At 71.9% G+C, this 20,612-nt stretch carries 14 protein-coding genes and 1 pseudogene; 5 read left to right on the top strand and 10 right to left on the bottom strand.

All coding sequences use genetic code 11. The features are described from left to right. The first annotated feature begins 469 nt into the window (after positions 1–469). Positions 470–2,857, top strand: coding sequence for a fructose-specific PTS transporter subunit EIIC (locus I2W78_RS23925; protein WP_196462324.1), 2,388 nt, complete (start codon positions 470–472; stop codon positions 2,855–2,857). Between the two features lie 176 nt (positions 2,858–3,033). Here the strand turns inward: I2W78_RS23925 and I2W78_RS23920 are convergent, their stop codons facing one another. The 7 genes and pseudogenes from I2W78_RS23920 to I2W78_RS23890 form a co-directional block, all read right to left on the bottom strand. Further along, a complete protein-coding gene (locus tag I2W78_RS23920; RefSeq protein ID WP_196462323.1) occupies positions 3,034–4,011 on the bottom strand; it encodes a cation diffusion facilitator family transporter in 978 nt (325 codons plus the stop codon). A 132-nt stretch (positions 4,012–4,143) separates the two neighbouring features. Further along, on the bottom strand, positions 4,144–5,295 hold the full coding sequence (gene manA / locus I2W78_RS23915) for a mannose-6-phosphate isomerase, class I (RefSeq protein ID WP_196462322.1): 1,152 nt from the start codon (positions 5,293–5,295) through the stop codon (positions 4,144–4,146). 143 nt (positions 5,296–5,438) lie between these two features. Continuing rightward, positions 5,439–6,569 (bottom strand): SIS domain-containing protein, encoded by a 1,131-nt coding sequence (locus tag I2W78_RS23910; RefSeq protein ID WP_196462321.1) that lies wholly within the window; start codon positions 6,567–6,569, stop codon positions 5,439–5,441. 90 nt (positions 6,570–6,659) lie between these two features. Further along, positions 6,660–6,830, bottom strand: a complete 171-nt coding sequence (locus I2W78_RS23905) for a Trm112 family protein (RefSeq protein ID WP_196462320.1) — start codon at positions 6,828–6,830, stop codon at positions 6,660–6,662. Positions 6,831–7,083: 253 nt separating this feature from the next. Then, positions 7,084–8,447, bottom strand: a pseudogene (locus I2W78_RS23900) (phosphomannomutase/phosphoglucomutase). Between the two features lie 102 nt (positions 8,448–8,549). Beyond that, positions 8,550–10,166 carry an L-lactate permease gene (locus tag I2W78_RS23895; protein WP_196462319.1) on the bottom strand — a complete coding sequence of 539 codons (1,617 nt, stop codon included), beginning with the start codon at positions 10,164–10,166 and terminating at the stop codon, positions 8,550–8,552. A 130-nt stretch (positions 10,167–10,296) separates the two neighbouring features. Further along, positions 10,297–10,719, bottom strand: a complete 423-nt coding sequence (locus I2W78_RS23890; RefSeq protein ID WP_053760356.1) for a DUF3499 domain-containing protein — start codon at positions 10,717–10,719, stop codon at positions 10,297–10,299. 294 nt (positions 10,720–11,013) lie between these two features. On the opposite strand from I2W78_RS23890, the gene I2W78_RS23885 reads away from it, so the two are divergent. After that, positions 11,014–11,463: a metallopeptidase family protein gene (locus I2W78_RS23885; protein ID WP_196464693.1), complete on the top strand. Its 450-nt coding sequence runs from the start codon at positions 11,014–11,016 to the stop codon at positions 11,461–11,463. 29 nt (positions 11,464–11,492) lie between these two features. On the opposite strand, the gene I2W78_RS23880 is transcribed toward I2W78_RS23885, so the two are convergent. The 3 genes from I2W78_RS23880 to I2W78_RS23870 all read right to left on the bottom strand — a co-directional run bounded on the left by I2W78_RS23880 (position 11,493) and on the right by I2W78_RS23870 (position 17,066). Continuing rightward, positions 11,493–12,953 carry a DUF5719 family protein gene (locus I2W78_RS23880; protein WP_196462318.1) on the bottom strand — a complete coding sequence of 487 codons (1,461 nt, stop codon included), beginning with the start codon at positions 12,951–12,953 and terminating at the stop codon, positions 11,493–11,495. Beyond that, entirely contained in the window at positions 12,950–16,621 is a 3,672-nt protein-coding gene (locus I2W78_RS23875) for a glycosyltransferase family 2 protein (protein WP_196462317.1), read from the bottom strand. The genes I2W78_RS23880 and I2W78_RS23875 overlap by 4 nt, the downstream gene beginning before the upstream one ends. A 181-nt stretch (positions 16,622–16,802) precedes the next feature. Continuing rightward, a complete protein-coding gene (locus tag I2W78_RS23870; RefSeq protein WP_003975777.1) occupies positions 16,803–17,066 on the bottom strand; it encodes a WhiB family transcriptional regulator in 264 nt (87 codons plus the stop codon). Positions 17,067–17,781: 715 nt separating this feature from the next. Between I2W78_RS23870 and I2W78_RS23865 the strand changes: the two genes are divergently transcribed. The 3 genes from I2W78_RS23865 to I2W78_RS23855 are packed head-to-tail and all read left to right on the top strand — an operon-like array spanning position 17,782 to position 20,562. Beyond that, complete coding sequence (locus I2W78_RS23865; protein WP_196462316.1) at positions 17,782–18,276, top strand: cysteine dioxygenase; 495 nt, start codon at positions 17,782–17,784, stop codon at positions 18,274–18,276. A gap of 34 nt (positions 18,277–18,310) precedes the next feature. Next, positions 18,311–19,270 (top strand): 2-phospho-L-lactate transferase, encoded by a 960-nt coding sequence (gene cofD / locus I2W78_RS23860; protein WP_196462315.1) that lies wholly within the window; start codon positions 18,311–18,313, stop codon positions 19,268–19,270. Beyond that, entirely contained in the window at positions 19,267–20,562 is a 1,296-nt protein-coding gene (locus I2W78_RS23855) for a coenzyme F420-0:L-glutamate ligase (protein WP_196462314.1), read from the top strand. Before cofD ends, I2W78_RS23855 begins: the two co-directional genes overlap by 4 nt. Positions 20,563–20,612 lie beyond the last annotated feature (50 nt).

Raw genomic sequence — 20,612 nt, 5'->3', positions numbered from 1 at the left:
CCTCGGTGGTTGGGTCGAGGTGGGTACGGCTGATCTGCGCGGCGGCGGACACAAGGGTGCCCGAAGAGCACCCAGGCATGCCCGCGTGCGCGCAGCGCAGTCCGTCGGAGGCCCTCTCTCCCTCGGCCGGTCCACTGGGGACCGCCCGACCGCCATCAGCAGCGACGTCTGACTCCGTCCCAAGCTACACCGGGCGGTCCAGCCGCCCCCAGCCCACCTACGAACAATTCACGCCGATCAAGGCAACTGGTCACGGCGGGCAACGGAGTGCCGTGACGGCGGCGACAGTGCAGAAATGAAGGAGGGGATATTCAGCGACATAGAGGGACAAGCAGGGCTGTTCGCTTCGGGTGCGGGCCTTGGAGTGGTGGGGCGGGTGTTGCAGGATGCGGGGTGATCGGGGCATCCGGTCGAACGTGCGGGGCGTCCGGGACGACGTTCCGTGTGACGAACGTGTAAGGAGAACGACGTGACGAGTCCGGCCGGCCCTCCCCCCACGGGCGGCGGTGACGAGCGCGGGCAGCTGAGGCTGCTGGCGGTGACCGCGTGCCCGACCGGGATTGCACACACGTACATGGCGGCGGAGAAGCTCGCACAGACTGCCGAGAGCCGCGGTGTCGAGATGAAGGTGGAGACGCAGGGTTCCATCGGGGCTGAGAACGTCCTCGATGACAACGATGTCAGACTCGCTGACGGCATTATCGTCGCCGCGGACAAGGACGTGGATCTGAGCCGATTCGTCGGCAAGCGGGTCCTGACGGTCGGGGTCGCGGAGGGCATCCGGCATCCCGAGCGGCTGATCGAGCAGGTGCTCTCGGCTCCGGTGCACACCGGGAGGGGCGACGCCGCGGCGGAGTCGGCCGGTGGCGGCAAGGAGCGGAGCGTCGCGTACAAGGCGCTGATGAACGGGGTCAGTTACATGATTCCGTTCGTGGTGGTCGGCGGGTTGCTGATCGCGATCTCGCTCTCGTTGGGCGGGAACACGGATCCGTCCGGTGGTCTGGTCATCCCGGAGGACTCCTTCTGGATGGACGTGAACAACATCGGTGTCATCGGCTTCACGCTGATGGTGCCGATCCTCTCCGGCTATATCGCCTACGCGATCGGCGACCGGCCCGCGCTGGTGCCCGGCATGATCGGCGGTTGGATCGCCGACACCGGTGAGTTGTACGACTCCAAGGCGGGGGCGGGCTTCATCGGAGCGATCGTGACCGGGTTCCTCGCCGGGTATCTGGTGTTGTGGATCAAGAAGGTCCGGGTGCCGAAGTTCGTGCAGCCGATCATGCCGATCATCGTGATACCGATTGTGGCGACCTCGGTGCTGGGGCTGTTCTTCATCTATGTCATCGGCCGGCCGATTTCCTGGGTGTTCGAGCATCTGACCAGCTGGCTCGGCGGGATGACCGGTACGAGCGCGATCCTGCTCGGCGCGATCCTGGGGCTGATGATCGCGTTCGACATGGGTGGGCCGGTCAACAAGACTGCGTTTCTGTTCGGCGCGGGGCTCATCGCGACCGGCAACCAGGCCGTGATGGGCATGTGTGCGGCGGCGATCCCGGTGATGCCGCTGGGGCAGGGGCTCGCCACGCTGATACGTAAGCGGCTCTACACCGAGCAGGAGCGGGAGACCGGGCTGGCCTCGCTGTTCATGGGCTGCTTCGGCATCTCCGAGGGCGCGATCCCGTTCGCGGCGGCACGGCCGGCGCAGGTGATTCCGGCGAACATGCTGGGTGGCGCGGTGGCCGGTGCGGTCGCGGGGCTGGCCGGGGTGGAGGACGCGGTGCCGCACGGTGGGCCGATCGTGGCGGTGCTGGGTGCGGTGAGCGGGGTGCCGATGTTCTTCGTGGCGGTACTGATCGGAACCGCGGTGACCGCGGTGACGACTGTTGGCCTGGTCGGTATCGGCGAGCGCAAGCGAGGGCAGGAGGCGCGGCCCGGAGAGGCGCCGGGTGGGGGCGGGTTCGCCGCCGGGCCCGAGGCCGCGCTCGTCGGGGCGGGCGTGGCGACGCCGGGTGCGGGGGGCGTCGTATCCGGAGAGGCAGTGGCCAAGGCCCCGGCTTCGGGTGGGAGCCGGGTTGCCGAGCCGACGAAGGGCTCCCGTCCGGCGGAGACGGGCGGGTCCGGCGAAGCGGAGGCCGAGGCGTCCGGCGATGCACACACCTCGGAGGCAGAGCCGTCCGGCAGCCCACACGCTGCGAAGGCCGAGCCGGCCGGCAGTGCACACGCCGCGAAGACCCAGCCAGCCGGCAGTGCACACGCCGCGAAGCCCGAGCCGGCCGGCGATGCACACACCGCGAAGACCGAGCCAGCTGGTGATGCGCACGCTGCGAAGACCGAGCCTGCTGGCGATGCACACGCCGCGAAGGCCGAGTCGGCCGCCGGTGCGCATGTCGCGGAGGGCGAGGTCCTCTCCGGCTATCTGACCGGGCAGACCGTTCGGGTGCGGCTCGACGCGGCGGACAAGGACGCCGCCATCCGTGAGATGGCGGGGCTGCTGGGGCGGAGCGGCAAGGTTGCCGACGTGGACGAGCTGGTGCGGACGGCGCTGCGGCGCGAGGAGCAGGGCACGACCGGGCTCGGTGAGGAGATCGCGATCCCGCACGCCAAGACGGACGCGGTGACCGCGCCGGTCGTCGGTTTCGCACGGTCGGACGAGGGCGTGGAGTGGGGCTCGCTGGACGGTACGAAGGCGAGGCTCGTGTTCATGATCGCCGTACCCGAGGCTGCGGCTGGCGATGAGCATCTGCGGATTCTGGCGCTGCTGTCGCGGAAGCTGATGGACGCCGGGTTCCGGGAGCGGTTGCTGGCGGCGCCGGATGAAGGGGCGGTACTGGGCGTGCTGCGCGAGGTCGAGTAGCTGCGGCTTTTGTCGGGGCGGGCGGCGCCGAGTCCCGTACAACAAGCCCTGCACAACAAGCCGTACAACCGTACAACCCGTACAACCCGTACAACCCGCACGACAAGTCCTGCACAACGAATCGGGGGCCCGCCGAACACTCGGCGGGCCCCCGGGGCGTAATAACGCCGAAGAGGTCAGTGGCCGGGGGCCTGGGTCGGGCCGCCCGGCGTCGCTGCCCGGTCCGGGCCCTTGGCTGCCTCGGCCTCGCTGTAGATGTCCGGCTCCAGGTAGATGACGCGGGCGATCGGGACGGCCTCGCGGACGCGGGCCTCGGCGGCGTCGATGGCGGAGGCGATCTCGGTGGCCGTGCCGTCGTGGCGGACGGCGATCTTGGCGGCGACCAGGAGCTCCTCGGGACCGAGGTGGAGCGTGCGCATGTGGATGATGCCGGTGACCGTTTCGCCGTCGACGACCGAGGTCTCGATCTTCTTGACGTCCTCGACGCCGGCCGCCTCGCCGAGCAGCAGCGACTTGGTCTCGGCGGCCAGAACGAGCGCGATCAGGATGAGCAGGACGCCGATGCACAGGGTGCCGATGCCGTCCCAGACGCTGTCGCCGGTGATCAGGGCCAGGCCGACGCCGCCGAGGGCGAGGATCAGGCCGACCAGCGCGCCGAGGTCCTCCAGCAGGACGACCGGCAGCTCGGGCGCCTTGGCGTGGCGGACGAACTCCTTCCAGGACTTCCGGCCGCGCAGAACGTTGGACTCCTTGATGGCCGTCCGGAAGGAGAACGTCTCGGCGATGATCGCGAAGACCAGGACGCCGACCGGCCAGTACCAGTGCTCGATCTCGTGCGGGTGCTTGATCTTCTCGTAGCCCTCGTAGATGGCGAACATGCCACCGACGGAGAACAGGACGATCGAGACGAGGAAGGCGTAGATGTACCGCTCGCGGCCGTAGCCGAACGGGTGCTGCGGGGTCGCCTCGCGCTGGGCCTTCTTGCCGCCGAGCAGCAGCAGGCCCTGGTTGCCGGAGTCGGCCACCGAGTGCACCGACTCGGCCAGCATCGAGGACGAGCCACTGAAGAGGAACGCCACGAACTTCGCTACCGCGATCGAGAGGTTGGCGAGCAGTGCCGCCACGATCGCTTTGGTGCCGCCTGACGCGCTCATGTGTTCGCGTTGTCCCTTCGTACGCCGTCCACCAGGGCCTCGCCCGCTCGCGGGCTTTGCCGGTCCTTTGCCGGTGGGCCATTGTTGCAGCCCGGTCCGACAACGGCGCGCCAGGTCTCCACACCCGTTGGATCAGGCCACGACGGTCGCCCGGAACAACGTGCCCGTACCGGATACTTCGGCCTTTTCGCCTGCCGCTACGAAGACGGACTGGCCGGGCTTCAGCTCGTGCTCGCCCGTCCGGACCGAGCCCGCCGTGCAGAGCAGGATCTGCGGGGTCGCGCGTGTGAGGTCGTGGGTGCCGCCGCCCTCCGGGAGGACGTACCGCGACAGCCGGAACTCGTCGATGGGGGTCTCGTAGACCTCCTCGCCGTCCGGGGAGGCTTCGGGGCGCAGCACCCCGGGGTCGCTCGGCTCGAAGCGGACGATGCGCAGGAGTTCGGGGACGTCGATGTGCTTGGGGGTCAGGCCGCAGCGCAGGACGTTGTCGGAGTTGGCCATGATCTCCACGCCGAGGCCGTTGAGGTAGGCGTGGGGGATGCCGGCGCCGAGGTACAGGGCCTCGCCGGGCTGCAGGCGGACGTGGTTGAGCAGCATCGCGGCGATCACGCCGGGGTCGCCCGGGTAGTGGTGGGCGAGGTCGGTGTACGGGGCGTAGGCGCCGCCGAGACGCGCGCAGGCGGCGGTGGTCTCGGCGACCGTGCGGGCCATCTCCTCGGGGTCCGCGGTGAGGACGGCGGTGAGGACCTCGCGCAGCGCCGCGTCCTCGGGGTGGGCGTGCAGCAGGTCGACGTACGGCTTGAGGGAGTCGACGCCGAGGCCGTCGAGCAGGTCGGCGGCCTGGCGCGGGTCGCGGAAGCCGCACAGGCCGTCGAACTCGGTGAGCGCGCAGATCAGTTCCGGCTTGTGGTTGGCGTCCCTGTAGTTGCGGTGCGGGGCGTCCACGGGGACGCCCCGGCGCTCCTCCTCCTCGTAGCCGGCCCTGGCCTGCTCCAGGTCGGGGTGCACCTGGAGGGAGAGCGGGGCGCCCGCGGCGAGGATCTTGAGGAGGAAGGGCAGGCGCGGGCCGAACTTGGCCACGGCGGCCGCGCCGAGCGCCTTCTCGGGGGCGGCCGCGATGACGTCGACGAGCGTGCCGCGGTCGGTGCGCGAGGGTGCGCCCGGGTGGGCACCCATCCACATCTCCGCCTGCGGTTCGCCGCTCGGCTCGACGCCGAGCAGCTGCGGGATCGCGGTGGTGGAGCCCCAGGCGTAGGGGCGGATGGTGTTGTCGAGGCGGTCCATGCGGTTCTCTCTGCCGTTCTCAGTACGTAGACGTGCGTTCTCAGTACGTAGGACGTGCGTACGACGTTCGTACAACGTCGGTTTTCTTCGCGTACGGGCGCCGGTTCTCCTCGCGTACGGAGGTCGGGGCGTCCTGAGCCAGATCAGGCCCTCGAGGCGAGCGCCAGGTAAACGGCGGCGAAATCCGTGATGGCGATCAGTTCGGAGAGGGTCTCCAGTTCGCCACCGGCGTCCGGTTCGAGTTCGCTGATCGGCGTGTCGTGGCTGAGGGCCAGGTCACGGGCGCCGGGGGCGGCGGTGAGGCCTCCGATGGGGCGGTCGCGAAGCAGCACCACGCGCGCGTGCAGGGCGGGCGGCTCCTCCACGCGGTCGCGGAAGAAGTCGTCGGGGTCGGCGCTGGCGGCGAGCGGGCCGGCGAGCAGGGCGCTGTGCGCGGCGAGCGCCTCGGGGAGTTCGGCCACGACGGCGGGACGGCCGGACAGTTCGGCGAGCGCGGCGGCGAAACGGCGGCCGGCCGGGCCGGCGGACGTGCCCTCCGTCCAGATCACCGGGAGTGCGTCGGCGAGTTCGGCGGCGAGGGTCTTGGCAGGGTTGCTGTACGTCGCGATGGCCGGCCCGCAGCGTTCGGCGATGTGGTCGAGGCGGTCGGCGACCTTCTCCAGCGCGTCGGGCCCGGCGGTGAGCAGCCCGATGCGGTCCAGCAACGCGAGCAGCGGGGTGAGCAGCGCCCACAGGACGCCGGGGGCGGACGCGGCGAGGGGTTCGTCCTGCTCGTACGGGGCGGTCGCCATCGGTACGAAGAGGCCGTGGGCGGCGCCTGCGACGGCATCGGCGAGCGGGGTGCCGGCCGGGGCGACGGCGGCGACCGCGCAGCCGCGGCGGTAGGCCTGGTCGGCGAGCAGGGACAGGCCAGGTTCGGTGCCGTCCGGGGTGGCGATCAGCAGGAGGTCGACCGAGCCGGCCCAGCCGGGCAGCTCCCAGCGCAGGGCGCCCGCGGCGGGAGCGACGCCGGTGGGGGCGAGGCGGGTGACCGGGCTGCCGGGGCCGGCCAGCGTGCCGAGCAGGTCGGCTGCGTGGGTGGCGGCGGCGCCGGGGCCGGCGATGAGGACCGCGCGCGGCCGGCCGTCGGGTTTCAGCTCCCCGACTCCGGCCTCGGTGGCGTGCCGCGCGGCGGTGCGGACGCGGGCACCGGCCTCGGCGGCGCCGCGCAGCAGGCCGCGCTGGTCGGCCTCGGCGAGGCCCTCCGGGGAGTCGAGCAGCGATTCGTCGAGCATGGGCGGCAGCCTCCGAACGCCGGGTCGTCGGTTGTGCGGGCGGCGGGTCCTGTCCTGCGCGGGCCGGGCCGCGCGGGCGTCTACGGGGGTTTACGCCGGGCGGCGGGCCTCGTCGACGAGGAGGACGGGGATGCCGTCGCGGATGGGGTAGGCCAGGCCGCAGTCCTGGCCGGCGCAGATCAGCTCGGCGTCCTGCTCCGTGAGGGGGGCGTGGCAGGCGGGGCAGGCCAGGATCTCAAGGAGGCCGGCTTCGAGCGGCATGGGAATTCCTTCAGGGTGGGATCGGGTACGACGGTCGTGGGTTACGCCTGGTCAGGGTACCGCCGCAGGGGTCGCCGCGGCGGTGTTCCGGTGGGCCGGTGCTGCCATGTGCACGGCATTACCGTGTGGGGTGGGTCGGGCCGGCCGCAACACCCCAGGGAACCGCCTGACCAGCCACCGATCACCCGCACCCGGTCGACTCGCCGCGCGGCGCACAGTCCCGCCGCGGCGGCTGAACCCACCCCGGCGAAACTCAGCCCCTGATGATCGCGAGCGCCTCGTCGCGCACCTTCGCCATCGTGGCCTCGTCGCGCGCCTCCGCGTTCAGCCGCAGCAGCGGCTCCGTGTTGGAGGGGCGGACGTTGAACCACCAGTCGGCGGTGGAGACGGTGAGGCCGTCCAGGTCGTCCAGCGTGACACCCTCGCGGCCCTCGTAAGCGGAGCGGATCGCGGCGAGGCGGGCCTGCTGGTCGTCGACGGTGGAGTTGATCTCGCCGGAGCCGGCGTAACGGTCGTACTGGTCGACCAGGGAGGACAGGGGGCCCTCCTGACCACCGAGGGCCGCCAGGACGTGGAGGGCGGCCAGCATGCCCGTGTCGGCGTTCCAGAAGTCGCGGAAGTAGTAGTGCGCGGAGTGCTCGCCGCCGAAGATCGCGCCGGTGCGGGCCATCTCGGCCTTGATGAAGGAGTGGCCGACGCGGGTGCGGACCGGCGTACCGCCGCTCTCCTTCACTACCTCCGGGACCGTCCACGACGTGATCAGGTTGTGGATGACGACGCCCTCGCCGCCGTGCTTGGCCAGCTCGCGCGCGGCGACCAGGGCGGTGATCGCGGACGGCGAGACCGGGTCGCCGTTCTCGTCGACGACGAAGCAGCGGTCGGCGTCGCCGTCGAAGGCGATGCCGAGGTCGGCGCCCTCGGCGCGCACGCGCTCCTGGAGGTCGACGATGTTGGCCGGGTCCAGGGGTTGGCCTCGTGGTTGGGGAACGTGCCGTCCAGCTCGAAATACATCGGCACGAGGTCAAGGGGCAGGCCCGCGAAGACCGTGGGGACCGTGTGGCCGCCCATGCCGTTGCCCGCGTCGACAACGACCTTCAGAGGGCGGGTGGAGGTCAGGTCGACGAGCGAGCGCAGGTGGGCCGCGTAGTCCTCCAACGTGTCGCGCTGCGTGATCGTTCCCTGCTTCTCCGTCGGCTCGGGGGCGCCCGACTCGCTCCACTGCTCGGCGAGTTCGCGGATCTCGGTGAGGCCGGTGTCCTGGCCGACCGGGGCGGCGCCCGCGCGGCACATCTTGATGCCGTTGTACTTGGCCGGGTTGTGCGAGGCCGTGAACATGGCGCCCGGCAGGTTCAGCGCGCCCGAGGCGTAGTACAGCTGGTCGGTGGAGCACAGGCCGATCTCGGTGACGTCGACGCCGCGTGCCGCCGCCCCGCGCGCGAAGGCGCGCGACAGACCGGGGGACGAGGGCCGCATGTCGTGCCCGATCACGATCGCGTCGGCGCCGGTCACCTGGGCGAAGGCCGCCCCGAAGAGCTCGGCCAGCGGCTCGTCCCACTGGTCGGGAACGACTCCGCGGACGTCGTACGCCTTCACGATCTGCGACAGATCAGCAGCCACGGCCAACCCTCCTGGAAGTCCTATCGGTGACCCCAAACTACCCGCCCCCGCTGACAACGACCTGTGCTGACCGAAACTGGACTCCCAGCCGTAACCCTCAGGTCAGGGCAGCATCCAGCCGAGCACCGGTGAACTCTGACCGACCACGATCAGACACATCACGAGCAGCAGCGCCAGGCTCCAGGGCAGTACCTTGCGCAGCAGGTCCCCCTCGCGGCCCGCGAGCCCGACAGCGGCGCAGGCGATGGTGAGGTTCTGCGGGGAGATCATCTTGCCGAGGACGCCGCCCGAGCTGTTGGCGGCTGCCAGCAGCTCCGGTGACAGCCCCGACTCGCGCGCGGCGGTCACCTGCAGCGCCCCGAAGAGGGCGTTGGCCGAGGTGTCCGACCCGGACACGGCGACCCCGAACCACCCCAGGACCGGCGACAGAAACGCGAGCCCCGCGCCGGCGGCCGCGACGAAGTGACCAATGGTGGCCGCCTGTCCGGAGAGGTTCATGACGTACGCGAGGGCCAGCACGGAGGTCACCGTCAGGATCGCGAAGCGCAGTTCGTACACCGTCGCGAGCCACTCCTTGACCGCCACGCGCGCGTGCACCCCGATCACGACCGCCGTGCACACTCCCGCGAGCAGCACGAGCGTGCCGCCGGTGGACACGATCGGCCAGGTGAACACGTTGCCGCCGACCCGCTCCCCGTCCGGGTCGACGACGTCCAGGAAGGGCCAGTCGTAGGCCTGCGTCGCCCGGGCCAGCCAGTCCTTCACCACCGGGATCTGCGCCACCGAGAAGACGGCCACGATCAGCGCGTACGGCGCGTAGGCCCGCACGACCTCCGCGCGCGGGTCCTGCTCGTCCAACTCCTCGCTCCGAACGCCGGTCAGCACGGACGCGCGTACGGGCTCGGTGGCGGGTCTGCGCGCCTGCGGTACGGCGACCAGGGCGCCCGCGCCCGCCAAGGCGGCGGCGATGTCGGCGAGTTGCGCGGAGAGGTAGTTCGAGGCGGCGAACTGCGCGACGGCGAAAGCGATTCCGCACACCACGGCCGGGACCCAGGTCTCGCGCAGCCCGCGCCGCCCGTCCACGAGGCCCACCAGTACCAGCGGCACCACCAGGGCCAGCAGCGGGGTCTGACGCCCCACCACGGACGCGACGTCCTCCAGGGGCAGCCCCGTGACCTGAGCGAGCGTCACCACCGGCGTGCCCATGGCGCCGAAGGCAACCGGCGCGGTGTTGGCGACCAGCGCGACGATCGCGGCCCGTACCGGTTCGAAGCCGAGGGCGACGAGCATCACCGAGCAGATCGCGACCGGCGCGCCGAACCCGGCAAGCGCTTCCAGCAGGGCACCGAAGCAGAAGGCGACGACGAGCGCCTGGATGCGCGGGTCGTCGGACAGCCGCCCGAACGACCGGCGCAGGATGTCGAAGTGCCGGGTGCGGACGGTCATCCGGTACACCCACAGGGCGTTGACGACGATCCACAGGATGGGGAAGAGCCCGAACGCCGCGCCCTGGGTGGCGCTGGAGATCGTCTGCTCCAGCGGCATGCCGTACGCGAGCCAGGCGACGAGAACGGCCGCCAACAGGCCCGTGAGGCCCGCCAGGTGGGCCTTCATGCGGACGCCGCCGAGCAGGACCAGGACGATCACGAGGGGTAGGGCAGCCGCCAGGGCGGACAGGCTGAGTGAGTCGGCGACGGGCTCCAGTTCCTGCACGTACACAAACGCCTCCCCGGATTCCGCGATGCGGAAAGCGATTTCTCACGGGTGACGGAATGGTCGTGTCCGCGACAAGCCCGAGTCAATGGGGCGTGCAGCATTCAACAAAATGAGGGGGGACCGAACCAGGCGCTCAGTTGTCGGGCGAACGCAGAACCCGCAGGTGGCCGCGGCGCGCGACCTCCATCGGGTCCGCCGCGCGGCCACCGCCGCCGGCCTGCGCGGCGCGCTCCTGGGGCCGGGCGGCCTCGCGCACGGCGTTGGCGAGCGCTTCCAGGTCGTCGCCGCTGGGGCGGGCCGGAGCGGAGCCGTCGAGGAGCCGGACGACCTCCCAGCCGCGGGGGGCGGTGAGGCGCTCGGAGTGCTCGGCGCACAGGTCGTAGCAGTGGGGTTCCGCGTAGGTGGCGAGCGGGCCGAGGACCGCGGTCGAGTCGGCGTAGACGTACGTCAGCGTCGCTACGGCGGGACGGCCGCAAGCGGTGCGCGAACAGCGACGTACAGGGCTCACGACGTTGGACGGTACCGCACTCTTGAGCGGGCCGCGACGACTCTCCACCAGGTCACTCCACCGTGTCGTGCTGTGAATCGTCCCACAGGTCTCTTCCGACACACCCGGCTGACCTGCGCGGACACGCCTGCCCGGTGTCTCGTACGAACACGAAACCGGTCAACACCGCACACAAACACCACCAATTGCCTCGTGATCGCCGGTCTTGGAGGGATAAGGAATCGAGCCCAATCTTGGCTGGATTGGTCATCCTGCGACATGCCGTACGGAGGCGGGTGAAGGTCCGGAATGCCGTGTGGAGGCCGGGCACACGCCTCGCGCGAGGACTACGCTTCACCAGTGATGGACAACCGAGTACCGCCCCGCGCCGCCGCCCCCGGGCCCCGCCGCCGTGATCGTCACGGACGGGGCATGCGCGGTCCGATCGCGCCCCCTCAGGTGCCGCTCGCGGCGAGCCGTGCCGAGGCGTTCGCGGATCTGGTGCAGGACTCCGTGGAGCGCCTGGAGCGGCGGTGGCCGCAGCTTGCCGAGATCGATTTCCTCGTCCTCGAAGTACCGAGGCTGGACGGGCCCGGGAGGGCCTGGAACGACGAGGCGGTACCGCTCGGCGGCACGATTCCGGCCCGTGAGGGGCGTCCCGCGCGGGTCGTCGTCTACCGGCGTCCCGTCGAGATCCGCACCAAGGGCCGCGACGAGCGGGCCGCGCTGGTCCACGAGGTCGTGGTCGAACAGGTCGCCGAGCTGCTCGGTCTGACGCCGGAGACGGTGGATCCGCGGTACGGCGAGGACTGACCGGACGCGGCACGGGCGACCGGCGTCGCCTACTTCTGCAGCACCGACAGATCCTGCTCCGCCTCCGGTACGGCCACCATCCCCCGGTCGTCGGGCAGGGTCTGGACCGTGAAGGCCGGGACGTCACCCTGGGGCGCGGTAAGGGTCCGGGACGCGTAGACGAGGCCGCCCGACACCCGCTCCACCGTGAGCGCGTACGTTCCCTTCAGGCCGCTCGGCACCGGTACCTCGACGTCCTGCGTCGTGCCCGACTTGACCGAGTACGTCTTCGACACCGTCGTGCCTCCCTCGGTGCCCGCCGACGCCGTGACCTTGACCTGCGCCGACTCCCCCGGGGCGGCCAGCGACAGGGTCACGCCCTTCACGGTGTTGCCGGCCGACGTCGCGCGCGTGCCCACGGCTCGCGCGGCGGGGATGAACGCCGTCTCCTGGTCGTCGCCCTTCCCCCGCACCACCTGTACGGCGGCCACCACCGGCACCCCCTGGTCCGTGGGCGTCAGCACCAGTGACCCGGCCTCGCCACGCGTGACGTCCCCGAGGTCGACCGCCGTCGTACTGCCCGACTTCACGTGCAGGGTCTCGTGCCCGGCCGGCGTGATCAGCCCCGTCGGCGAGGCCAGCCGCACCTTGAGGTCCGCGTCGGCGTCCCCCGGCGTGAACGCGACCAGGCGCACCGCCGTCGCGTCCTTCGGAATGCCCGGCATCACCAGGCTGCCCGCCGGATCCGCGGCCGCCGACAGCCAGTCGCCGCCCACCTTGTCGTCCAGCGCCTGCACCGCGGCCCCTACCCGCCCGCTGCGGACGTTCACGTGGACGGTGAGGTCGGTCTCCTTGGCGTCGGTCAGCGTCGACAGCAGGATCGGCTCACTGGACCGGGGCGCGACCGTGATGCCCTCCCCCACCGTGGACTCCAGCGCCCCGTCCTTGCCGTACAGCTCGATGTCCACCACGGCGGCGGAGTCGTCCGGGTTGGTCAGGTGCACGTAGTCGGTGCGCCCGTCGGCCGTACTGGCCCCCGGGAACCAGAAGTCGGTGTCCGGCGCCGAGCAGTTGACCCCCAGCAGCCCGCGCCCGGCACCGGCCGCGACCTCGGTCGTCTCCTGCACGGTCCATCCGGGCGCGAACTTCCCCTCCGCCGTGCCGATCAGCGCGGGCGTGTCACTTCCCGAACTCTCCCCGGACGCGGGCGCGCCGGGCTCCTTCGGCTCCAGCACGGGCTTCCCGGCCTTGCCGCCACCGGCCGACCGCAGCTCGCCCTTCCCGTCGCTCCCCGTGCCCTCGGTGACCGGCGTGAAGGACGCGTACGTCGTCTCGGCGAGGTCGGACGTGCTGGGCGCGGGGCAGGCCAGGCTGGTGCGCTCAACCGGCAACTGGGCCGCCGCCTTGGCGGTGTCCGTGCCGGTCGCCTCCGGGGCGGACAGCGCCGCGAACCCGGTGACGGCGGCGAGCGCGCCGACACCGGCGATCAGGGACAGGGTGGTGCGGTTCACTGCTGACTCCCGTCGGGGCGCTCACTGCCGCTGCCATGCGGGCCTTGCTGCTGCGCCTGGTCGTACGTCGCGTCATAGCCCTGCGGGTACTGGTCGTACGTCTGCTCGTACGCGCCCGGCTGCGCCGAACCCCCGTACGCGTACGGGTCGTACTGCCCACCCTGGTAGGGGTCCGCCTGGTACTGGTCGTTCTGGTACGGCTGCCCGTACGCACCCGCCGGGTACTGCTGGTCGGCGCCCTGGTACTGCTCCCCGCCGTACGTGCCGTACTCGGCACCGGCGTAGCCGGCGGTGTCCCACTCTCCGTACGACGGCTGCTGGGGAACCGGCACCGGGGTCTCCTCCTGCGGAGGAGACGGGAACTCCTCGTCCCGGGCGGCCTCTTCGGCAGCGGCCTGGGCCCGCAGGCGGCGGGCGCGGCGGCCCTCCCCGGCGACGGCCTCTGCGGGGATCGCGGGCTCCTCGGGGAGGTCGTCGTCGACGTCGCGGCGGCGCCCGGGCAGGGCGAGCACGACGAGGACGACGGCGAGGAAGCCCTGCGCCCACAGCCAGGCGGTGTGGCCGATCGGGTCGTCGTAGGTGACGTCCAGCGTGCCGCCGCCGGTGGGGAGTTCGAAACCCTGGGCCCAGCCGTCGACAGTGGTGCGGGTGAGCGGCTTGCCGTCCACGGTGGCGGTCCAGCCGTCGGACGCGGTGTCCGCGAGGCGCAGGATCCGGCCGTCGGCGCCGGCGGGGACCTTGGTGTGGATCTCGACGGGTCCGGCGGCGACCGGCTGCGGGTCGCCCGAGCCGGAGGCCGGGACGATGACCGCGCGCGCGACCTGCCGGTCGACCCGCCACAGGGCGCTGCCGTCCTGCTGGCTGAGCCGGCTCAGGCCGGGTGTGGCGTCCAGGACGCGGCTGACCTCGCGGGGCGCGCCCTTGTGCACCAGGACGTAGCGCACGGCGAAGTCGCCGAGCTGGTCGGCCTGGTCGGCGCCGGAACCGGCGACGAGGTTGGCGACGACCTTGTCGAGTGCGGCGTTGCCGCCGTCGGCGGCGGCGAGTTCGGCGTCGCCGAGGCGGGCGCCGGAGCCGCGGACCAGGGTGTAGCCGACGTGGGCGGTGGAGTCGCTGTCGAGAACCAGGGTGCGGGCCTGGTCGCGGGTGCTGCTCTCCTCGGCGACGAACGCGGGCACCTGCACGGGGTCGCGCCGCTCCACCGGGCCGTCGGCGCCTCGGATCATCCAGCCGGCGGCGACGAGCAGCGGGCCCGCGGCCGAGGCGAAGACGATCAGCGCGGCGACCGGCTGGCGCCAGCCGAAGCTCTGCTCGGCCACACGCGCGCGTGCCCCGTCGGCGCCCAGCACGGCGGCCGTGAGGAGGGCGATGCCGTAGACGAGGGTCGCGGGTCCGGCCCAGGCGGAAGTGTTGGACAGCACCGCGAAGACGAGGCCCACCAGGGCCACCGCCCAGGCCGCCCAGATCCCCCACTGACGCTCGGTGCGCAGCAGGGCGGCCAGCGCGGCCAGCACGATGCCGATCAGCATCAGCCCGCTGACCGTGCCGGGCCCGCCCGGGCTCGCGCCGAGCAGGTCGAGGGCGGAGGCTGCCGAGTCGCCGTACTCCAGACCGGCTTCGCGGAAGAAGCCGAACGGCAGCAGGGACAGCGACCAGGGGGCGAGGACCAGCAGGGGGGTGCCCAGCTGAGTCAGGAAACGCAGGCCGTAGGCGGTGATGTCGCCGCGGCGCACGGCGAGCAGGCCGATGCCGAGGACCAGCGCGACGGGCCACACGATCGGCGTGAACGCGGTGGTGACCGTCAGCAGCAGGGCGTAGGCCCAGGTGGCGCGCCAACTGCCGCGCGCGCCCGAGGGGTTCGCGAGGCCGCTCGCCGCGAGGGCCGCGCGCGCGAGGAGCGGCAGCAGCACGGCGAGGACGGCGGTGCCGAGCCGGCCGCCGGCGAGGGCGCCGGTGGCGGCGGGCAGGAAGGCGTAGACGACGGCGGCCCAGGCGCGCAGCAGCCGGGACTCGACGAGCGGGCGGGAGGCGAAGTACGCGGTGAGCCCGGCCAGCGGCACCGAGCAGACCAGCAGCACCGTGACCGCGAGGCCCGTGGAGCCGAGCAGGACGGAGGCCAGCATCGCCACGAGCGCGAGGTACGGCGGCGCGGACGCGTCGCCTCCGGCGCCCACCGGATGCCAGGAGTCGAGGTAACGCGACCACAGCTCACCGGAGTCGGCGGGGGCGGGCAGCAGGGCGCCGCCCGCGAGGGAGCCGCCGCCGAGGAGTTCGCGGCAGGCGACCAGTGAGACGAACAGCAGCACCAGGAAGAGCATCGGGCCGGGGTTGCGGGCGATGCGCTTCAGCCGGGCGAACTGCTCGATCTCCAGGAAGTCGGCGTCGTCGCCGCCGGGCCCGGACTCGACCGCGCCGCCATGCCGTCCGGCGCCGGAGGTGACCTCCGGGTCGGAGCGGCCGATGACGCTGCCCGCCACCTGTTCGACCGTGGCCCGCACGGTCGCGCCGGGCGGCGGGAACAAGGGCCTCAGCTCGCCCTTGTCGACCATCGGCCGGCCACGCCGTCGGCGGCCCGCGACGATCCGCTCGGGCCGCAGCAGCACGCTCAGCAGACCCCGGATCTCGTCGACCGCCTGGCCCGGCACCTTGCCGACCAGATAGGCGACGGTCCGCAGCAGCGTGCCGAGGACCAGCCGCAGCAGCACCCAGGGCAGCGTGGCCGTGCGGGCGTTGACGAGCAGGGTGTAGACGGCGCCGGCCTTGTCGACCTTGTGTGGGGAGGCGGTGGTGCGGCCCGCGCAGTCGACGGTGCGGCGTTCGCGGGAGGCCGCCTCGGCGTGTCGTACGACCGCCTCGGGGGCGACGAGGACGCGGTGCCCGGCGGCGTGGGCGCGCCAGCACAGGTCGACGTCGTCACGCATCAGCGGCAGGCGCCGGTCGAATCCGCCGAGCTGTTCGAAGACATCGCGCCGGATCAGCATGCCGGCGGTGGACACGGACAGCACGGGCCGTACGTGGTCGTGTTGTCCCTGGTCCTGTTCGCGGCGGTCCAGGCCGGTCCAACGGCGCCCGGAGTTGGCGATGGTGACGCCGACCTCGAGGAGCTGCCTGCGGTCGTACCAGCCGCGCAGCTTGGGGCCGACGACGGCCACGTCGTCGCGGCCCAGTTCGAGTTCGTTCTCCACCACCCGCAGCAGCTCGGCCAGGGCGTCGGGGTCGGGGGCGCAGTCGTCGTGCAGCAGCCACAGCCACTGCACCGGCTCCCCGTGCGGCAGCTCGGGCATGTCGTAGGCGTCGTCGCGCCAGGTGCGCGTGACGGGGTCCCAGCCGCTCGGCCGCTTCAGGTAGGGCAGGTCCTCGGGGGTGAGGACGGGGGCGGTGCGGTTGGCCTCCTCGACGGCCTGGCCGAAGCCTGTTCGCCGGGCGAGGTGCAGCACGCGGTCGGGGCCGAGCGCGTCGGTGACCAGCTGGGCGGAGGCGTCGGCGCTGCCGGTGTCGGCGGCCACGACGTACTGAACCGGCCGCTCCTGGCCGAGCAGCCCGGCGAGCGCGTCGGGCAGCCAGCGGGCGCCGTCGTGGGAGACGAGGACCGCGGTCACCACATGACGCGGGAACTCTGGTGTGGCAGCGGCATCGTGATGGGCTGCCGTGTGGCTGTGCACGGACATCGAGGTACGGGCCCCGGTTCGGTGGACTGCGGTGGACACCTGTGCCGTATGGGGGCGGCGGGGTGTCTCGGACGAGCGACCACACTATCGGCTGCCCATGACGGCGGCCCGCCGCCTGTGGATAACCCACCCGCGACGGGCCGTTCGCCCCGTATGTACGAAGACGATGTGTGCCGTTCGGTCAGACGGCCGCCTTCTTCAGGCGTCGGCGCTCCCGTTCGGACAAACCGCCCCAGATGCCGAATCTCTCGTCGTTGGCCAGGGCGTACTCAAGGCATTCGGAGCGGACCTCGCAGGCGAGACAGACCTTCTTGGCCTCGCGGGTCGAGCCGCCCTTCTCGGGGAAGAAGGACTCGGGGTCGGTCTGGGCGCACAGCGCGCGCTCCTGCCAGCCGAGTTCCTCGTCCGCGTCGTCGACCAGCAGTTGCTGCACCAGCTCGGTCATGTGCGCCCCTCGTCTGTCTTTCGCGTCCCCGTGATGTAGCCGTTACCGATTCCGGCTGAACGACACGAGTGAAATTACAAGTGTGCTGCTCCGGGCGAGTCAAGCCGAGATCTGCTATTGAGCCCCTTATTCACTCTGCGGAACCAAGGCCGTGCGGAAAGTGTTCAAATCGCCATAAACCTTGACACGCTGTCGGGGCCCGGGAGGCCACTGGCCTCACTCAGACCCTGTACGGAGAAGGACGCCCAGTGGCTCAATCTCGTTCCGACGCGCGCATCGAAGCGAACCGGATCACAGTCGGATCACGGGATCGCAACGAGGCTTGCGCGCCCGGTTGTGCGCCATGTGTCCCGGTGAAGGCCTGAGCAAACCTTTCACCTGGGCGATGAACCGGAAGAGGTGAAACATGTCCCACATTTCGGGCGCCGAGTTGACAGTGACGGGTGTGAGCCGCTGTCCTTGTGGGCATGCTCGCGAACTTGGCGCCCACCTCGACCCGCTCCGCCGGGTCCTTCGGTGCTGCCCACGCTCGCTGTAGCTGTTGTTGCTGTCCCAGCTGTTGAGCCCAACGCGCTCCGGCTGCCCCTGAGTCCATCGCGACTCGGCTGCTGTTCCCCACGCCCGCACCAGGGCGCCCCTCCCGCCCGCGACCCGGGCGGACGGTACGTGACTCCCAGCCCCCCGCACTTCTCTCCGCCGAGGAACCACCGCACCCATGAACAGCGACAGCGACCTTCAGATCGCCGGCGACATCCTCGAAGTCCCGCACCTGCTCCAGGCCCCGCGCGAGCACCCGGCCACCGTCGCCGAGTTCGTCGGCCTGGCCCGCTCGATCGCCGCCGACCGCTCCCAGTGGGAGCACCTCGTCGAGTACGACGCCACCAGCCGCTGGTACCACCGGCTGCGCACCGGCCCCGGCTACGAGGTCTGGCTGCTGTCCTGGGTGCCCGGTCAGGGCAGCGGCCTGCACGACCACGGCGCCTCCTCCGGCGTCCTCACCGTCCTGGACGGCACCCTCACCGAGCGGACGCGGCGGGGCACGCGTGCGTTGGTGCCGGGCGCGCAGCGCGTGTTCGCACCGGGCTATGTGCACGAGGTGGTGAACGACGCCCTCGAACCGGCGGTCAGCCTGCACATCTACTACCCGGGCCTCACAGAGATGCCCATGCACACCACCCACCACTGCGAGGCCCGAGCTGTGACTGCGTGACGTGTTGTCGTAGCCGCCTGCAACACTTGCTCCCATGCGCATTGTGGTTCTGGCAGGCGGCATCGGCGGTGCCCGGTTCCTGCGCGGTCTGAAGCGGGCCGTGCCGGACGCGGACATCACCGTCATCGGCAACACCGGTGACGACATCCACCTCTTCGGGCTGAAGGTCTGCCCGGACCTCGACACGGTGATGTACACGCTCGGCGGCGGCATCAACGAGGAGCAGGGCTGGGGAAGAGCCGACGAGACCTTCCATCTCAAGGAGGAACTCGCGGCGTACGGCGTGGGGCCGGAGTGGTTCGGCCTCGGCGACCGGGACTTCGCCACGCACATCGTCCGCACCCAGATGATCGGCGCGGGCTACCCGCTGAGCGCCGTCACCGAAGCCCTGTGCGACCGCTGGCAGCCCGGCGTCCGCCTCATCCCCATGACGGACGACCGCGTCGAGACGCACGTGGCCGTCGAGCTCGACGGCGAGCGCAAGGCGATCCACTTCCAGGAGTACTGGGTACGCCTGCGGGCCTCGGTCCCCGCCGAGGCGGTCGTGCCGGTCGGCGCCGAACAGGCCAAGCCCGCGCCCGGCGTGCTGGAGGCGATCGCGCAGGCGGACGTCATCCTCTTCCCGCCCTCCAACCCGGTCGTGTCGGTCGGCACGATCCTCGCCGTGCCCGGCATCCGGGGGGCGATCGCCGACGCCGGGGTGCCGGTGATCGGCCTCTCCCCCATCGTCGGGGACGCGCCGGTGCGCGGGATGGCGGACAAGGTGCTCGCGGCGGTCGGCGTGGAGGCCACGGCCGCGGCGGTCGCCGAGCACTACGGCTCCGGGCTGCTCGACGGCTGGCTCGTGGACACCGTGGACGCGGGCGCGGTGGAGCGGGTCGAGACGGCGGGCATCCGCTGCCGGGCCGTACCGCTGCTGATGACCGACGAGGAGGCGGCTGCCCAGATGGCCCGCGACGCGCTGGCGCTGGCGGAGGAGGTGCGGGCCGCATGACCGGCTACCGGGTCTGGGCGGTCCCCGGCCTCCCCGAGGTGGCGCCCGGGGACGACCTCGCCAAGCTGATCGCCGCCGCCGAGCCGGGCCTGACCGACGGGGACGTCCTCCTCGTCACCTCGAAGATCGTCTCCAAGGCCGAGGGCCGGATCGTCCAGGCGGACGACCGGGAGGCCGCGATCGACGCCGAGACGGTACGGGTGGTGGCCCGGCGCGGGGCTCTGCGCATCGTCGAGAACCGCCAGGGCCTGATCATGGCGGCCGCTGGCGTCGACGCCTCGAACACCCCCACCGGCACGGTCCTGCTGCTCCCCGAGGACCCGGACGCGTCGGCGCGGACGATCCGTGAGGGCCTCCGGGACACCCTCGGCGTCAACGTCGGCGTGATCGTCACCGACACCTTCGGACGCCCCTGGCGCTCGGGGCTCACGGATGTGGCGATCGGCGCCGCCGGCGTGCGCGTGCTCGACGATCTACGTGGAGGCACAGACGCGTACGGCAATCCGCTCAGCGCCACCGTCGTCGCCACCGCCGACGAACTCGCCGCCGCGGGCGACCTGATCAAGGGCAAGGCGGCCGGACTGCCGGTCGCCGTCGTACGCGGCCTGCCGCACACGGTGGCCGAGGAGGACGGGGAAGGAGCGCGGGCACTGGTACGGGACTCACGTGACGACATGTTCCGGCTCGGCACGTCGGAGGCGGTACGCGAAGCGGTGACCCAGCGGCGTACGGTCCGGTCCTTCACGGACGAGCCCGTGGACCCCGGCGCGGTACGCCGGGCCGTGGCCGCGGCCGTGACAGCACCGGCGCCGCACCACACGACGCCGTGGCGTTTCGTCCTCCTTCAGACGCCCGAGTCGCGGACGGAACTACTGGACGCGATGCGAGACGCGTGGATCGCGGACCTGCGCCGGGACGGCAAGACAGCCGAATCCATCGCCAAGCGGGTGCGCCGCGGGGACGTCCTGCGCAACGCGCCGTACCTCGTGGTCCCCTGCCTGGTCATGGACGGCTCCCACACCTACGGGGACGCCCGGCGGGACGGGGCCGAGCGGGAGATGTTCGTGGTCGCCGCCGGGGCGGGCGTACAGAACTTCCTGGTGGCGCTGGCCGGCGAGCGGCTGGGCTCGGCGTGGGTGTCGTCGACGATGTTCTGCCGGGACGTGGTGCGCGAGGTGCTGCGACTGCCGGCGGACTGGGACCCCATGGGCGCGGTGGCGGTGGGCCACCCGGCGGAGCAACCACGACCGCGACCGGAGCGGGACGCGGGAGGGTTCATCGAGGTGCGGTGACCAAGACCCTCCGACGCCTACCCTCATAGAGCAGCCCTTCCTCCTCTACT

This window comes from Streptomyces spinoverrucosus, assembly GCF_015712165.1.
GTDB lineage: Bacteria > Actinomycetota > Actinomycetes > Streptomycetales > Streptomycetaceae > Streptomyces > Streptomyces spinoverrucosus_A.
This window is presented reverse-complemented; position numbering and strand designations above follow the sequence as displayed.

What these genes read in the sequence shown, in the direction of transcription:
- I2W78_RS23920 (WP_196462323.1), bottom strand. Translation starts at nt 4,011, where the DNA reads ATGAGCGCGTCAGGCGGCACCAAAGCGATCGTGGCGGCACTGCTCGCC.
- manA (WP_196462322.1), bottom strand. Translation starts at nt 5,295, where the DNA reads ATGGACCGCCTCGACAACACCATCCGCCCCTACGCCTGGGGCTCCACC.
- I2W78_RS23910 (WP_196462321.1), bottom strand. Translation starts at nt 6,569, where the DNA reads ATGCTCGACGAATCGCTGCTCGACTCCCCGGAGGGCCTCGCCGAGGCC.
- I2W78_RS23905 (WP_196462320.1), bottom strand. Translation starts at nt 6,830, where the DNA reads ATGCCGCTCGAAGCCGGCCTCCTTGAGATCCTGGCCTGCCCCGCCTGC.
- I2W78_RS23885 (WP_196464693.1), top strand. Translation starts at nt 11,014, where the DNA reads ATGGACAACCGAGTACCGCCCCGCGCCGCCGCCCCCGGGCCCCGCCGC.
- I2W78_RS23875 (WP_196462317.1), bottom strand. Translation starts at nt 16,621, where the DNA reads ATGTCCGTGCACAGCCACACGGCAGCCCATCACGATGCCGCTGCCACA.
- I2W78_RS23870 (WP_003975777.1), bottom strand. Translation starts at nt 17,066, where the DNA reads ATGACCGAGCTGGTGCAGCAACTGCTGGTCGACGACGCGGACGAGGAA.
- I2W78_RS23865 (WP_196462316.1), top strand. Translation starts at nt 17,782, where the DNA reads ATGAACAGCGACAGCGACCTTCAGATCGCCGGCGACATCCTCGAAGTC.
- cofD (WP_196462315.1), top strand. Translation starts at nt 18,311, where the DNA reads ATGCGCATTGTGGTTCTGGCAGGCGGCATCGGCGGTGCCCGGTTCCTG.
- I2W78_RS23855 (WP_196462314.1), top strand. Translation starts at nt 19,267, where the DNA reads ATGACCGGCTACCGGGTCTGGGCGGTCCCCGGCCTCCCCGAGGTGGCG.